We start from the raw sequence: 14572 nt of genomic DNA, 5'->3' as shown, positions 1-14572 counted from the left end.
AGAGTCTGTTTGATGGGCGCTTACCTGCTGAGGCGACTGCTGATCGCTATTCCGAGCCTGCTCGGTATCAGCCTGATCCTGTTCACCGTGCTCGCCATGGCGCCGGGAGATCCGTTCTCGGAAATGGCGACCAATCCCAATGTGCCGCCGGAAGTCCGCGAGGCGCTGCGCGCCAGCTTCGGCCTGAACGACCCGATCATGGTGCGTTATCTGCGCTGGCTCGCGGCCATGGTGCAGGGCGACTGGGGCTTCTCCTTCGCCAGCCGCATCGATGTCGACAAGCTGATCCTGCAGCGCGTCCCGACGACGCTGTTCGTCGTCGGCTCCTCGCAGATCCTGGCGCTCTGCATCGCGCTGCCGGTCGGCATCTACGCGGCGACGCGGCCCTATTCGGTCTTCGACCAGGTCGCCAACACGCTGGCCTTCGTCGGTTTCTCGCTACCGACCTTCTTCACCGGCCTGCTGCTGATCCTGATCTTCTCGGTGACGCTCGACTGGTTCCCCTTCGTCTATCGCTCCGACATCGCCGCGACCGGCTGGCGCTGGTACTGGGAGATGTTCCGTCAGGCGATCATGCCGATCACGGTTCTCGGCCTGTTCCAGGCCGCCTCCTATACCCGCTATGTGCGCTCCGCCGTGCTCGACGTCATCCGGCTCGACTACGTCACCACAGCCCGCGCCAAGGGGCTCGGCGAGAAGACCGTGACGCTGCGCCACATCACGCGCAACGCCCTCATTCCGGTCGTCACGCTCGTCGCCCTGCAGATGCCCGCCGTGTTCGGCGGCGCCATCGTCACCGAGCAGATCTTCCGTATCCCCGGGATCGGCTCGCTCCTCATCGACGCGATCCTGGCCAACGACACCCCCGTCATCATGTCGGTGACCTTCGTCTTCGCCTGCCTCGTCGTCCTGTTCAATCTCATTGCGGATCTGCTTTATGGCTGGCTCGACCCTCGCATCTCCTTCCGCTGAGCCCGTATCGGGCCCGGCCCCGACGAGCGCTGCGACCTCGCCCGGACGCGAAACGTGGAAGCGTTTCCGCCGGCACAAGCTGGCGATGGCGAGCAGCTTTGTGCTCGGCATGCTGATCCTCGGCGTCGTCATCGGCCCGTGGCTCTGGCCGGTGGCGATCAACGACATCGATTTCTCGGCGCAGCTCCAGACCCCGTCCTGGAACCACCCCTTCGGCACCGACGATCTCGGCCAGGACCTGCTGGCGCGGATGATCTATGGCGGCCGGATCTCGCTGGCCGTCGGGCTCGCGGCAATGTTCGTCGCGACCTTCTTCGGCATCGTGATCGGCGCGGTCGCCGGCATGTCGCGCGGCTATGTCGACAACTTCCTGATGTGGGTGACGGACCTGTTCCTCTCCCTGCCGCAGCTGCCGCTGCTGCTGCTCGTGATCTATTTCTTCCGCGAGCAGCTCAAGGCGGCCTTCGGCGTCGAGGGCGGCGTCTTCGTGCTGATCGTCATCGTCATCGGCGGGCTGAAATGGATGCCCGTGGCGCGGCTGGTGCGGGCGCAGTTCTTCTCGCTGCGCGAGAAGGAGTTCGTCGAGGCCGCCAGGGCCAATGGCGCGACGAAGTTCCGCCAGATGGTCCATCACATCCTGCCGAACGCTATCGGCCCGGTCATCGTCGCGGCGACGATCGAGGTCTCCTCGGCGATTATCGCGGAATCGACGCTCTCCTTCCTCGGACTCGGCTTCCCGCCGGACATCCCGACCTGGGGCCGCCTGCTGTTCGACGCCAAGGACCATCTCGACTCGGCCCCGCACTGGGCGCTTTTCCCGGGCGCTGCGATCTTCCTCACCGTGCTCTCGATCAACTTCATCGGCGACGGTCTGCGCGATGCGCTCGACCCGCGTCGAGTCATCTGACGCAAGAAGTCATCTGACCCAAACCCTTCGGAAGGCATCCGCATGACCACACCCATCCTCTCCGTCAGCAACCTGACCACCTCCTTCCGGGTCGAGGGTGCGTGGAAGCAGGTCGTCCGCAACGTCTCCTTCGATATCAAGCCGAAGGAGACCGTCGCGGTCGTCGGCGAGTCCGGTTCGGGCAAGAGCGTGACCGCGCTCTCGATCATGCGGCTGACCCCGCCCGGCTCGAGCCGGATCGAGGGGTCGATCAAGCTCGCCGGCCAGGAGTTGCTGACGCTGCCCGAGCCGCAGATGCGCAAGATCCGCGGCAACGACGTCGCAATGATCTTCCAGGAGCCGATGACCTCGCTGAACCCGGTGCTGACCATCGGCTTCCAGATCGCCGAGGCGCTGATCCTGCATCGCGGCATGTCGCGCGCCGAGGCCGAGGCGGAGACCATCCGCCTGCTGGAGAAGGTCCGCATCCCCGCCGCGAAATCGCGCTTCCACGAATATCCGCACCGCTTCTCGGGCGGCATGCGCCAGCGCGTGATGATCGCGATGGCGCTGGCCTGCAAGCCCAAGCTCCTGATCGCCGACGAGCCGACCACCGCGCTCGACGTGACGATCCAGGCGCAGATCCTGCAGCTCATCAAGCTGCTGCAGGAAGAGGAGGGCATGTCGGTGCTCTTCATCACCCACGACATGGGCGTCGTCGCCGAAATCGCCGACCGCACCGTGGTGATGTATAACGGCCAGGCGGTCGAGACCGGCGCGACCGAGGACATCTTCGCGCGCGCCCAGCACCCCTATACCCGCTCGCTGCTCTCCGCCGTGCCGAAGCTCGGCTCGATGGAAGGCCGCAAGCGGCCGATGCGCTTCCCGGTCGTCGATCGCGCCACCGGCGAATCCGATGTGCCGACCGAGACGCCCGACACCGTCAAGGCCGCCGAGCGCCCGGTGCTCGAGGTCTCGAACCTTACGACCCGCTTCGAAATCCGCTCCGGACTGCTCTCCTCGGTGACCGGCCGGGTGCATGCGGTCGAGAACGTCTCCTTCAGCGTCCAGGCCGGCGAGACGCTGGCGCTGGTCGGCGAATCCGGCTGCGGCAAGTCGACCACCGGCCGTTCGGTGATGCGCCTGATCGAGCCGCTCGCCGGCTCGGTGCTGCTCGACGGCGTCGATGTGCTGAAGCTCAACCAGAACGACCTGCGCGAACAGCGCAAGCGCATGCAGATGATCTTCCAGGACCCCTTCGCGTCGCTCAACCCGCGCATGAATGTCGGCGCTGCGATCGCCGAACCGCTCCTGATCAACAAGCTCGCGACCCGCTCGGAAGCGCGCGACCAGATCGCCGAATTGCTGCGCCGCGTCGGCCTGCAGCCCGACATGGCCAGCCGCTTCCCGCACGAGTTCTCGGGCGGCCAGCGCCAGCGCATCTGCATCGCGCGCGCGCTCGCGGTCGAGCCCAGGCTGATCGTGGCGGACGAGGCGGTCTCGGCGCTCGACGTCTCGGTCAAGGCGCAGGTCGTCAACCTGATGCTGGAACTGCAGGCCCGCATGGGCCTGGCCTATCTCTTCATCTCGCACGACATGGCCGTCGTGGAGCGCGTCAGCCATCGCGTCGCGGTGATGTATCTCGGCGAGATCGTCGAGATCGGCCCGCGCGAGGCGATCTTCGGCAATCCCCAGCACCCATACACCAAGCGCCTGCTGGCGGCCGTGCCGATCGCCGACCCGACGCGGCGCCACGAGAGGACCCCGCCCTCCAACGACGAGATCAAGAGCCCGGTGCGTGCGCCGGACTATGTCGCGCCGGTCCGCCAGTTCCGCGAAGTCTCGCCCGGTCATGCCGTGATGATCTGGGGTGAGGAGTGGGAGAAGAAGACGATCGAGGCCGTCGCGGCCTGATCCGCGACGCGGCCGAGGGCCTCTTGCAAGATCGACATGGGAATGGGGCGGGTGCGAAGGCGCCCGCCCCTTTTTCGTCGCGCATCGGCCGGTCGAACTGCCTCTCGGAACCCTGTCGTCGTCCCGGGCTTGACCCGGGACCCATTCCGCAACCTCACCGACGAGCGCTCCGGAATGGATCCCGGATCTGCGCTTCGCTCCGTCCGGGATGACACGCGCTTCAATCAAAATGCGATACGCTCTGGCTTCGCCAGGTGCGGCCGCGAACGCGGCCTCGACCAGAAACCTTACGGCTTCGGCAGATCCGGCACGCGATAGGCCGTCGTCGACTTGATGCGCTCCATCGCGAAGCGCGAGGTCACATTCTTGAGCGGGATCGTCTCGATCAGCTTCTTGTAGAAGCCGTCATAGGCCGCCATGTCGGCGACGACGACGCGCAGCATGTAGTCGACATCGCCGGCCATGCGGTAGAACTCCATCACCTCCGGCATGGCCGAAACCATCTGCGCAAACTTCTCCAGCCACGGCCCGGAATGATCCGCCGTCTCGATCTGGACGAAGACCGTCAGCCCGAGCCCGATCTTCTCCGGCGCTACCAGCGCGACGCGCTTCAGGATGACGCCCGCCTGCTCAAGCTTCTGGATGCGCTTCCAGCACGGCGTCTGCGAAAGCCCGACCCGATCGGCCAATTCGGCGATCGAGATATTGGCGTCCCCCTGCAGCACCGTCAGGATTTTCCGGTCGATTGCATCCATTCCACGTCATCCGCCAAAAAGAGAATATTGATAGCGCATATTCAGCATATAGAAGAATATTATTCTTTATAACTGATGTCACTTGTTTTCAGATAGAAAATCCTTTTCTCCATCTGTCAAGGGCGCCTGTCCGGCGCCGTCGTGACGAGGGATTTTGAACGATGGACCGCCGCCAGTTTCTGCTCGCAGGCTCTTCTCTGCTCGCTGCCGCTCCCTTGGCAGTTCCTTCCGCGCCTGCGCTGGCTCAGGCCCCCATTGCCGCCCGCATCGGCTACATCCCGATCATCGGCACCGCCCCGGTCTTCGTCGCCAATGGCGAGGGCTGGCTGAAGGAGGCCGGCATCGCGCCCACCTTCACCGTCTTCGAATCCGGCCCGAACATGATCCAGGCCTTCGCCTCGGGCACGATCGACTTCTACGTCGCCGGCATCGCACCGCTGGCGGTGGCGCGCTCACGCGGCGTCGATGTCCGCGTCGTCGCGGCGACCGCGGTTGCGGAGAACGTCTTCGTCGCCGCGCCGACCCTGGCCAAGTTCTTCACGCCGGGCTCGGCGCCGGCGGCCGCCTTCAAGGCGCACAAGACCGCGACGGGCAAGGCGGCGCGCCTCGCCACCCAGCCCGCCGGCTCGGTGCCCAATACCGTGCTGCAATACTGGCTCTGGGAGGTCGCGAAGGCCGAGAAGGGCGATGTTGAGATCGTGCCGATGGGTATCGACGCGACGCAGCAGGCGGTGCTGGCCGGCGCCGTCGAGGGCGGCATCGTGCGCGAGCCGGCGCTGACCATCGTCCAGACGCGCAACCCCGGCATCAAGCTGATCGCCGGCGGGCAGGAACTCTTCCCCGGCCAGCCGGGCACGGTCGTCGCCGGCTCGGGCGCTTTCGTGACCAAGAACCCCGAAGCCGTGCAGAAGCTGGTCGACAGCCTGGTGCGCGCCGCCGATCTGATCGCGAAGAACCCCGACAAGGCCGCGCCGCATGTCGGCGCCGCGCTCGGCAAGGGCATCGTCGACCCCGAGCTGATCCGCAAGGCGCTGATCTCGCCGGCCTCGACCTTCGAGATCGACCCGCGCAAGATCATCGAGCCCTCGCGCGCCATGCAGGCCTATCAGGTCAAGCTCGGCTCGCTGGAGAAGGAACTGCCCTTCGACGGGCTGTTCGAGACGGGGTTCTACGAGAAGGCGGCCAAGGCTGCGGGCTGAGCGGGCTTGATTGCCTCGAAGCCCTTGCATTGCGTAACCTGATCCCGCAAACGCGTGTCATTCCGGGCGACCGAAGGGAGACCCGGAATCCATTCCCGAACGCTGGCCGGCAAGGTTCAGGCATGGATCCCGGGTCTGCGCTGCGCTCCGCCCGGGATGACGGCGCATTTGGATTTGATACCGGAGTGACGTGACGTTGAATTCCCTCCGGGCACCCGCCCTCGCCTTTCTCGGCCTCGTCGCCTTCCTGCTGCTGTGGGAGGCGATCCCGTTCTTCGGGATCGTCAACCCGGCCTTCCTGCCGGGGCCGAGCGCCCTGCCGCGCGCCTTCGTCGCGGAGATCAGGTCCGGCGCCTGGCTCTCGGCGATCCTGGGTTCGCTCGGGCATTACTTCACCGGGCTGATCCTCGGCTCGCTGCTCGGCGCCGCACTCGGCGTGCTCGTTGGCATGTCGCGCACGGCCGAGGAAGCGACGGCCTGGGTCGTGCGCGTGCTGCGGCCGATCCCAGGCCTCGCCTGGGTTCCCTTCGCGATCATCTGGTTCGGCGTGAATCCGTCGGCCGCCGTGTTCATCATCGCCATCGGCGTGTTCTGGATCGTGTTCTTCGCGGCGCAGGGTGCCATTCGCGGCGTCGACCGCGACCTGATCGAGGTCGCGGACGCCTTCGGCTTCCGCTCGCCCTGGCAGCGCCTGACCAAGATCCTGCTGCCGGCGGCGATGCCCGGCATCCTGGTCGGCGTGCGCACCGCGCTCGGCCAGGCCTGGATGGCGGTGGTCGCGGCCGAGATATTCGGCGTCGCCGGCGTCGGCCAGCGCATGATGCAGGCGTCGAGCCTGCTCGCGACGGACATCGTCGTGGTCTACATGCTGACCATGGCCGGGCTCTACGGCTTTCTCGATACCCTGTTCGTCGCCTTCCAGAGATGGGTGCTGCGTTGGAAAGCGTGATCGACAAGACTGTGATCGAGATCCGGGGCCTGTCGCTGACCTTCACTCGCGACGGCGAGGCGACCGAGGTGCTGCACAAGCTCGATCTTTCGGTCGCGCGCGGCGAGTTCCTGGCGATCGTCGGCCCGTCCGGCGTCGGCAAATCGACGCTGCTGCGCGTCATCGCGGGGCTGGCCAGGCCGAGCGGCGGCGAGGTTACGATCCACGCTGCCGACACGACACGGCGGCCCGTCGCGCTGGTCTTCCAGGATTCGCGGCTGCTGCCCTGGCGCAAGGTCGTCTCGAATGTCGGCTTCGGCCTCGAGGGTCAGGTCCCGCGCGCCGCCCGCCATACGAAGGCACAGGAGATGCTCGATCTCGTCGGGCTGGGCTCGCTGGCGCAGCGCTGGCCGCACCAGCTCTCCGGCGGCCAGCGACAGCGCGTCTCGCTGGCACGCGCGCTCGCCGTCCAGCCCGAGATCCTGCTGATGGACGAGCCCTTCTCGGCACTCGACGCGCTCACGCGCGAGAACCTGCAGGACGAGTTGATCCGGGTCTGGCAGCGCACCGGCAAGACCGTGCTCTTCGTCACCCACGACATCGACGAGGCCGCCTATCTCGCCGACCGGGTGGTGATCCTCTCGGGTGCGCCCGGACAGATCATCGCCGAGCACCGCATCTCCGAGCCTCATCCGCGCAGGCGCGGCGGCGCGGCGGAAGCGGACATCGTCCGCGCGATCCGGCTCGGGCTCGGCGCCGACACGGTCAGCGACGGCGCCGCGATCTGACGCCTACTGGCGCGCCATCGGCACGCCCTGGCGGATCTTCTTCGAGAAATCCGGATCGTCGAGCGAGACCGCCCGCGCCTTCTCGCCGATGCGGCCCTGGCGGACCAGTTCCTCGAGCGGCATGTCGGCCCGGACCGCGCCGATGCGCTGGAGATAGCCGGGCAGGAAGCCGGAGAGCAGCACGCGCGGATCGAGCGGCAGCGAGAACTTCCAGCCGGGCGCGACGGAGCCGACCAGCCGGAAGACGACCGTCGTGCAGTTGGTCGTCAGCGTGTTGTACCAGCGCGGCTGCGCCGCCAGCCGATTGACGTCGTCGACATAGGCCAGCAGCACGTCGCGCGCCCGCTCCGGCGTCGCTGCGAGGCGGAAGAGCCGGACATCCTCCTTGCGGGCATGGCTGCGCAGGCCGATGAGATCGCGCTCGGGGGCGGCGACATAGGCCATCTCGTAGCTGCGGAAGAAGCCGGCGAGCGCCGACCATTCCTCGCCCTTCTCGCGCCTGACCTCGATCGAGAAGGTCAGCGGCGGCTGGTCGGCGAAGGGAAAGCTGACGAGGAGATGGGCGATCGCCTCGCCCGACCAGTAGGACAGGAACAGGTCGATGCCCTCGAGCTTGCTCAGGTCGTAGCGGCGCGTCTCCCAATGCTGGTCGTAGTCGCTCTCGCTACGCCAGTTGAAATTGCGCAGGTTCGAGACCGTGAGAGTATCGCCCTCGCGGCTGATCGCGGGCAGGCGGGCGAGCTCGGGGATCCAGTCGCGGTCATGTGACGGCGTGAAGCTCGCCCACCAGCCGAGCAGGCCGACGAACAGAAGACCAAAGGAGAGAGGCAGCCGCGCCGCGCCGGTCCACAGACCGATCGCGCCGGCGAGCCCTGCGATGCCGAAACCGATGGCGGCGACCTGTGCCGTCATGCCGGTGAGCCGGAACAGCGACAGGCCTGAACCCCAGGTTGTCGCACCGAGGACGACGAGGGTGGCGAGCAGGCGAAAGGCGAAGAGCAGGATCGTCACGCTGCCATCGTTGAAGGATCGAGCGCGGGGAACCCTCTCCCGTAGGGAGAGGGCAGGGTGAGGGGTAGGCCGTTTGACCGCTTACCACAACACCGCAGGCGCGGGGAGGCTCACCCACTGGTCCAGGGGCCTACACCTAACCCCTGCCCCTCTCACTGAACTCGGGCTTGCACGAGTTCAGCACTCGGAGTGTCGAAGTCGGGTATACCCGACTTCGATGCAGGAGAGGGGTCCCCCGTGCCTTCATCTCAAAAGCCCTGTCGTCACGCCGCCAGCGAGTTGACCGGCGCGGCCGCCTTCACGGCGTCGTCGACATGGTCCTCGAACTTCTTGAAGTTCTTGGCGAACATGCCGACGAGGTTCTTGGCGGTCTCGGCAAAGGCCGCCTTATCCTGCCAGGTCTTGACTGGATAGAGGATGTGCGGCTCGACGCCCGGCACCGAGGTCGGTACCGCGAAGCCGAAATAGGGGTCACGGCGGAAATCGGCGCGGTTGAGCGAGCCGTCGAGCGCAGCCGTCAGCAGGCGGCGGGTGACGCGGATCGGCATGCGCCGGCCGGTGCCATACTGGCCGCCAGTCCAGCCGGTGTTCACCAGCCAGCAATCGACATGGTGCTTGGCGATGAAGTCGCGCAGCAGATTGGCGTATTCCGACGGGTGCCGCGGCAGGAAGGGCGAGCCGAAGCAGGTCGAGAATTCGGGCTCGACGCCGGTAAGGCCGCGCTCGGTGCCGGCGACCTTGGCGGTGTAGCCGGAGAGGAAGTGGTACATCGCCTCGGCCGGGGTCAGCTTGGCGATCGGCGGCATCACGCCGAAGGCGTCGGCGGTGAGCATGACGATGTTCTTCGGCACGCCGGCGCGGCCGGTGCGCGAGGCATTCGGGATGAAGTCGAGCGGATAGGCCGAGCGGGTGTTCTCGGTCTTGCTGCCGTCGTCGAAATCGACCTCACGCGAGATCGGATCCATGACGATGTTCTCGAGCACCGTGCCAAAGCGCAGCGAGGCGGCGTGGATCTGCGGCTCGGCCTCGGCCGAGAGCTTGATCGTCTTGGCGTAGCAGCCGCCCTCGAAATTGAAGATGCCGTCCTTCGACCAGCCATGCTCGTCGTCGCCGATCAGGGTACGGTCGGGATCGGCCGAGAGCGTCGTCTTGCCGGTGCCGGAGAGGCCGAAGAAGATCGCGGAATCGTCCTTCGCGCCGACATTGGCCGAGCAGTGCATCGGCACGACGCCCTTCGTCGGCAGGACGAAGTTGAGATAGGTGAAGACCGACTTCTTCATCTCGCCGGCATAGGCCGAGCCGCCGATCAGCACGATCTTGCGGGTGAAGTCGATCGCGATGACGGTCTCGCTGCGGCAGCCATGGCGGGCCGGGTCGGCCCTGAAGCTCGGCAGATCGACGATCGTCATCTCGGGCGTGTAGCCCTCGAGTTCCTCGCGCGCCGGGCGGATCAGCAGGTTCCGGATGAACAGCGAGTGCCAGGCCATCTCCGTGAAGACGCGCGCCTTGACACGATGGACCGGATCGGCGCCGCCATAGAGGTCCTGTGCGAAGAGATCCTTGCCCTCGGCGTGAGCGATGAAGTCGGCCAGCAGCGTCTCGAACTGCGCCGGCGTCATCGCGTTGTTGTTGTCCCACCAGACGGTGTTCTCAGTCAGCGCGTCGCGCACGGTGAACTTGTCCTTGGGCGAGCGGCCGGTATGCGTGCCGGTGTCGGCCGTGATGGCGCCGCCCCGCGATATCTGCGACTCGCCGCGCCCGAGCGATTCCTCATAAAGCCGTGCCGCCTCGAGATTCCAGTAGACGGTCTTCAGATTGCGAAAGCCGAACGTCTCCGCCCCTTGGGCGGCGTTGAACTGACCGATGGTTTTCACAGGAACCTCCCGAGGCGGAGCCGAATGGCGACCGCCTGATCTGCAAGATGCGCGCTAGCCGAAGCCGCGCCGATGAACCAGGTAGCGTCGATAACCGTCCCTTAAGGCTATGATGGCACCGGCTCAAGGCGTCAGAAAGACGCCGGCCCGAACAATCTCGCCTAAATCGATTGAATCAAATCAACGTGGTAAATCATAGCGCTAGCTCGCCTTGCGAGCGGCGATCGCCAGTTCGACCAGCACCTTCTGGACCTCGGACGCGGTCGTCGCGACCCTCGGGAACGCCAGCCGCAACACCTTGTCCCCGAGCATGAGGTCCGCCCCGTCAGGGTCGATGCCGGTCATGCGCCAGGCGCCCGGCTCGGCCTTGAGCAGGACCGTCGCATAACCCTGGATCGCGTCAGCGTGGTCCTCGTTCATATGGTCGACGCCGCCCTCCTCCATCGCCGCCACCGCAGCAGCGGCGTCGGCGTCGCTGAGCAGGTCGGACGCCGCCAGTTCATAGGCCTTGCCGAAGCCGCCATTCAGGCTCGCGCTCTCCAGATCGAGCGCGAAGAACGAGAAGTCGCCGAAATCGGCATAGAGCGCAGCCTTGGGCTGGCGCGCCAGGAAGCGCCGGCGGACGCGTGCGCCGGTCTCGCCGTCGCGTTCGACCTTGCGGGCGCGCAGCTTCAGCGTGATGCGCGCATGGGCGAGCGGATCGCCCTTGCCGCCTGGCGCCAGCAAGAGCGAGCAGCGCGGATCGGCTTCGAGGTTGCCGGTATGGGAGGACAGCGCCGAGACGAGGATCAGCGGGGTGCCGTCGATATCGGTCGCGAGGCTGACGAGGCTCGCCGAGGGGTGGCCGTCCGCCCCAAGCGTCGCGAGCGAGCCCGAACGGGCGCTGCGCAGGAGCCGGCGACCGAGCTCGCGCGCCTGGTCGTCGGTCGGGCGGATCGGATCCCTGCGAGGTGCGGCCGGGATGGCCGCCGCGATTTGCGACTCTGTCATGGAACCTGCGGGCCTTTCGGGTCTTTCTGTGACGGGGACATAGGCAAACCGCCATGGCGCCGTTAGATTGCGGCCACGGTTTAGCCGCTCTCTCGCGAGAGTGACCCAGCTATTGCAACGCGGCCAAGAGACAAAGAGCTTATGCCAACCATTGCGCTGGTCGATGACGACCGCAACATCCTGACCTCGGTCTCCATTGCGCTCGAAGCCGAGGGCTACCGCATCATGACCTATACCGACGGCGCCTCGGCGCTGGACGGCCTGAAGCAGAATCCGCCGGATCTGGCGATCTTCGACATCAAGATGCCACGCATGGACGGGATGGAGCTGCTGCGCCGACTGCGCCAGAAGTCCGATCTGCCGGTGATCTTCCTGACCTCCAAGGACGAGGAGATCGACGAGCTCTTCGGCCTGAAGATGGGTGCCGACGACTTCATCCGAAAGCCGTTCTCGCAGCGCCTGCTGGTCGAACGCGTCAAGGCGATCCTGCGCCGCGCCGGCGCCAAGGATCCGGCCGCCGCCCCGCGCAGCGAGGATGCCAAGGCTCTCGAGCGCGGCCTGCTGCGCATGGACCCCGAGCGCCACACCTGCACCTGGAAGGGCGAGCCGGTGACGCTGACCGTCACCGAGTTCCTGATCCTGCAGTCGCTGGCGCAGCGCCCGGGCGTCGTGAAGAGCCGCAACGCCCTGATGGACGCCGCCTATGACGACGAGGTCTATGTCGATGACCGCACCATCGACAGCCACATCAAGCGCCTGCGCAAGAAGTTCAACCAGGTCGATGTCGACTTCGACATGATCGAGACCTTGTATGGCGTCGGCTACCGCTTCAAGGAAAGCTGACACGGCCGTCATCGCGCGCGTGGCGAAGCGATCCGGGAGCGCCTCCGGCTGCTGGACTGCTTCGCTACGCTCGCAATGACGGGCACGGAACACAACGGACCCGATGGCGACGATCGACCAGGAACGCAGAACGGAGGTCCGCAGCAGAGTGCGTGGGCCGAGCCTGCGCCAGCGCGTCCGCGCCGTCATTCGCCGCAGCCTGCGTGCGATCTCGTCGCGGGCGGCGTCCAGCCTGACGCGGCGCATCGTCGTGCTCAATGTCGGCGGGCTCGTCGCGCTGCTCGTCGGCTTCCTATACCTCAACCAGTTCCGCGAGGGCCTAATCGAGTCGCGGGTGCAGAGCCTGCTAACGCAGGGCGAGATCATCGCCGGCGCGATCGCGGCGTCGGCGACCGTCGAGACCGATGCGATCACCATCGATCCCGACAAGCTGCTGCAGCTCCAGGCCGGCGAGAGCGCAGGCATCGCCGAAGACCCGCTCGATTTCTCGATCAATCCGGAAAAGGTCGCGCCGCTGCTGCGCCGGCTGGTGACGCCGACCAAGACCCGGGCGCGCATCTATGATCGCGACGGGCTCCTGACTCTGGACTCGCGCAGCCTCTATTCGCGCGGCGACGTGCTGCGGCTCGACCTGCCGCGTGTCGGCGAGCCCGACGAGGCGCCGCTGCTGGAGCGGACCTGGAACCTGCTGCGCAACCGCCTCGGCCGGGCCGACATGCCGGTCTATGACGATTTCGAGAATGCCAACGGCAAATCCTATCTCGAGGTCGCGCGCGCGCTGAACGGCACGCCGGCCAGCGTGGTTCGGGTGAACGCTCGCGGCCAGACCATCGTCTCGGTTGCCGTGCCCGTACAGCGCTTCCGCGCCGTCAAAGGCGCACTGCTGCTCTCGACACAGGGCGGCGACATCGACACGGTCATCGCCTCCGAACGCTATGCGATCTTCCAGGTCTTCGCGATCTCGGCCGCCGTGATGATCGTGCTCTCCGTGCTCCTCGCCGGCACCATCGCCGAGCCGATCCGCAAGCTCGCCGACGCCGCCCAGCGTGTGCGCCGGGGCGTGAAGTCGCGCGAGCAGATTCCCGATTTCGCCAGCCGCCATGACGAGATCGGCCACCTCTCCGGCTCGCTGCGGGACATGACCAAGGCCCTCTACAGCCGCATCGAGGCGATCGAGAGCTTCGCCGCCGATGTCGCCCATGAGCTGAAGAACCCGCTCACCTCGCTGCGCAGCGCGGTCGAGACGCTGCCGCGCGCCAAGTCCGACGAATCGCGCGGACGCCTGCTCGCGGTGATCCAGCACGATGTCCGGCGCCTCGACCGCCTGATCTCGGACATCTCCGACGCCTCGCGGCTCGATGCCGAACTCGCGCGCAACGATGCCGCGCCGGTCGATCTGGCGCAGGTGCTCGAGGCCGTGGTCTCCTTGCAGAACGAGACCCGCCGCGAGGGCCAGCCCAAGATCGAACTCGTCACCGAGCGGCGCGGCCAGCGGCCTGGCGGTCGCGACGGTTTCCTGGTGATCGGCCATGATTCCAGGCTCGGACAGGTCCTCGTCAACCTGATCGACAACGCGCGCTCCTTCTCCCCGGCCGACAAGCCGGTCCGCGTCATGCTGTCGCGCGTCGCGAACGACGTGCTGGTCACGGTCGAGGACGACGGGCCGGGCATCGAGCCGCACGCACTGGAACGGGTCTTCGAGCGCTTCTACACGGACCGCCCGAATGAAGGCTTCGGCCAGAATTCGGGGCTGGGACTGTCGATCTCGCGCCAGATCATCGAGGCGCATCGCGGCACGATCCGTGCGGAAAACCGGCTCGGCCCGCCCGGACCCGATGGCGAGCAGCCGCGGCTCGGCGCTCGCTTCATCGTCTGCCTGCCGGCGGTGCCGAAAGCAGCCTGAGCGACAGCCATGAGCGACAGCTCCATTCATGCGACGACGGTCGCGATCGGTGAGGCCGGAGTGCTCATCCGGGGAGAATCCGGGGCTGGAAAGTCGGTTCTGGCGCTGGCGCTGATCGCGCAGGCGCAATTGGCCGGCCAGTTCGCGCGGCTTGTCGCCGACGACCGAACCGCGCTGCGCGCGCGCAGCGGGCGGCTCCTCGCGCAGCCCGTTCCGCCTCTGGAGGGGCTGATCGAGCGCCGTGGGCTCGGGCTCACGCCGGAGCCGCATCAGCCGGCCGTCGTCGTGCGCCTCGTCGTCGACCTCAGCGGGAGCGAGCCGGCGCGCATGCCCGAGCCCGAGGATCTCGTAGAGAGGCTGGCGGGGATCGACCTGCCGCGCCTGACCCTGATGGGGCGCCCGGGCGACGAGCGGATGGTGCTGGCCGCCCTGCGACTGTTCACGGATAGCGTTTGATGTCGATAATTCGACAAGTTTCCATCTGCCCCGCTTGCCTATCCTTCGCACCT

13 protein-coding genes are annotated in these 14572 nt (G+C 66.8%); 9 read left to right on the top strand and 4 right to left on the bottom strand.

Annotated features, from left to right (window positions below):
• Positions 1-12: 12 nt before the first annotated feature.
• Genes AC1RMY_RS15235 through AC1RMY_RS15225 form a run of 3 tightly spaced genes read left to right on the top strand, consistent with a single transcriptional unit; the run spans position 13 to position 3772 of the window.
• Entirely contained in the window at positions 13-972 is a 960-nt protein-coding gene (locus AC1RMY_RS15235) for an ABC transporter permease (RefSeq protein ID WP_492865808.1), read from the top strand.
• A complete protein-coding gene (locus AC1RMY_RS15230; RefSeq protein WP_492865806.1) occupies positions 938-1879 on the top strand; it encodes an ABC transporter permease in 942 nt (313 codons plus the stop codon). The genes AC1RMY_RS15235 and AC1RMY_RS15230 overlap by 35 nt, the downstream gene beginning before the upstream one ends.
• Positions 1880-1921: 42 nt before the next feature.
• A complete protein-coding gene (locus tag AC1RMY_RS15225) occupies positions 1922-3772 on the top strand; it encodes an ABC transporter ATP-binding protein (protein ID WP_492865805.1) in 1851 nt (616 codons plus the stop codon).
• A 287-nt stretch (positions 3773-4059) separates the two neighbouring features.
• Here the strand turns inward: AC1RMY_RS15225 and AC1RMY_RS15220 are convergent, their stop codons facing one another.
• Entirely contained in the window at positions 4060-4527 is a 468-nt protein-coding gene (locus tag AC1RMY_RS15220; protein WP_492865804.1) for an Lrp/AsnC family transcriptional regulator, read from the bottom strand.
• 161 nt (positions 4528-4688) lie between these two features.
• Between AC1RMY_RS15220 and AC1RMY_RS15215 the strand changes: the two genes are divergently transcribed.
• The 3 genes from AC1RMY_RS15215 to AC1RMY_RS15205 all read left to right on the top strand — a co-directional run bounded on the left by AC1RMY_RS15215 (position 4689) and on the right by AC1RMY_RS15205 (position 7442).
• Positions 4689-5726, top strand: a complete 1038-nt coding sequence (locus AC1RMY_RS15215; RefSeq protein WP_492865803.1) for an ABC transporter substrate-binding protein — start codon at positions 4689-4691, stop codon at positions 5724-5726.
• 196 nt (positions 5727-5922) lie between these two features.
• On the top strand, positions 5923-6675 hold the full coding sequence (locus tag AC1RMY_RS15210; protein ID WP_492865991.1) for an ABC transporter permease: 753 nt from the start codon (positions 5923-5925) through the stop codon (positions 6673-6675).
• Positions 6675-7442, top strand: a complete 768-nt coding sequence (locus AC1RMY_RS15205; RefSeq protein WP_492865989.1) for an ABC transporter ATP-binding protein — start codon at positions 6675-6677, stop codon at positions 7440-7442. Before AC1RMY_RS15210 ends, AC1RMY_RS15205 begins: the two co-directional genes overlap by 1 nt.
• 3 nt (positions 7443-7445) lie before the next feature.
• Here the strand turns inward: AC1RMY_RS15205 and AC1RMY_RS15200 are convergent, their stop codons facing one another.
• The 3 genes from AC1RMY_RS15200 to AC1RMY_RS15190 form a co-directional block, all read right to left on the bottom strand.
• Positions 7446-8453, bottom strand: a complete 1008-nt coding sequence (locus AC1RMY_RS15200; RefSeq protein ID WP_492865801.1) for an Lnb N-terminal periplasmic domain-containing protein — start codon at positions 8451-8453, stop codon at positions 7446-7448.
• A 263-nt stretch (positions 8454-8716) separates the two neighbouring features.
• Entirely contained in the window at positions 8717-10327 is a 1611-nt protein-coding gene (locus AC1RMY_RS15195) for a phosphoenolpyruvate carboxykinase (RefSeq protein WP_492865799.1), read from the bottom strand.
• A gap of 201 nt (positions 10328-10528) precedes the next feature.
• Complete coding sequence (locus tag AC1RMY_RS15190; RefSeq protein WP_492865797.1) at positions 10529-11317, bottom strand: HugZ family pyridoxamine 5'-phosphate oxidase; 789 nt, start codon at positions 11315-11317, stop codon at positions 10529-10531.
• A 141-nt stretch (positions 11318-11458) separates the two neighbouring features.
• Between AC1RMY_RS15190 and AC1RMY_RS15185 the strand changes: the two genes are divergently transcribed.
• The 3 genes from AC1RMY_RS15185 to AC1RMY_RS15175 all read left to right on the top strand — a co-directional run bounded on the left by AC1RMY_RS15185 (position 11459) and on the right by AC1RMY_RS15175 (position 14519).
• Entirely contained in the window at positions 11459-12160 is a 702-nt protein-coding gene (locus AC1RMY_RS15185) for a response regulator (RefSeq protein ID WP_492865795.1), read from the top strand.
• Positions 12161-12263: 103 nt separating this feature from the next.
• Positions 12264-14063 carry a stimulus-sensing domain-containing protein gene (locus AC1RMY_RS15180; RefSeq protein ID WP_492865794.1) on the top strand — a complete coding sequence of 600 codons (1800 nt, stop codon included), beginning with the start codon at positions 12264-12266 and terminating at the stop codon, positions 14061-14063.
• Between the two features lie 9 nt (positions 14064-14072).
• A complete protein-coding gene (locus AC1RMY_RS15175; protein ID WP_492865793.1) occupies positions 14073-14519 on the top strand; it encodes an HPr kinase/phosphorylase in 447 nt (148 codons plus the stop codon).
• Positions 14520-14572: the final 53 nt, after the last annotated feature.

It is taken from the genome of Allobosea sp. GW822-FHT03F07 (genome assembly GCF_058801345.1).
This window is presented reverse-complemented; position numbering and strand designations above follow the sequence as displayed.

What these genes read in the sequence shown, in the direction of transcription:
- AC1RMY_RS15185 (WP_492865795.1), top strand. Translation starts at nt 11,459, where the DNA reads ATGCCAACCATTGCGCTGGTCGATGACGACCGCAACATCCTGACCTCG.
- AC1RMY_RS15180 (WP_492865794.1), top strand. Translation starts at nt 12,264, where the DNA reads ATGGCGACGATCGACCAGGAACGCAGAACGGAGGTCCGCAGCAGAGTG.
- AC1RMY_RS15220 (WP_492865804.1), bottom strand. Translation starts at nt 4,527, where the DNA reads ATGGATGCAATCGACCGGAAAATCCTGACGGTGCTGCAGGGGGACGCC.
- AC1RMY_RS15215 (WP_492865803.1), top strand. Translation starts at nt 4,689, where the DNA reads ATGGACCGCCGCCAGTTTCTGCTCGCAGGCTCTTCTCTGCTCGCTGCC.
- AC1RMY_RS15230 (WP_492865806.1), top strand. Translation starts at nt 938, where the DNA reads ATGGCTGGCTCGACCCTCGCATCTCCTTCCGCTGAGCCCGTATCGGGC.
- AC1RMY_RS15190 (WP_492865797.1), bottom strand. Translation starts at nt 11,317, where the DNA reads ATGACAGAGTCGCAAATCGCGGCGGCCATCCCGGCCGCACCTCGCAGG.
- AC1RMY_RS15235 (WP_492865808.1), top strand. Translation starts at nt 13, where the DNA reads ATGGGCGCTTACCTGCTGAGGCGACTGCTGATCGCTATTCCGAGCCTG.
- AC1RMY_RS15175 (WP_492865793.1), top strand. Translation starts at nt 14,073, where the DNA reads ATGAGCGACAGCTCCATTCATGCGACGACGGTCGCGATCGGTGAGGCC.
- AC1RMY_RS15225 (WP_492865805.1), top strand. Translation starts at nt 1,922, where the DNA reads ATGACCACACCCATCCTCTCCGTCAGCAACCTGACCACCTCCTTCCGG.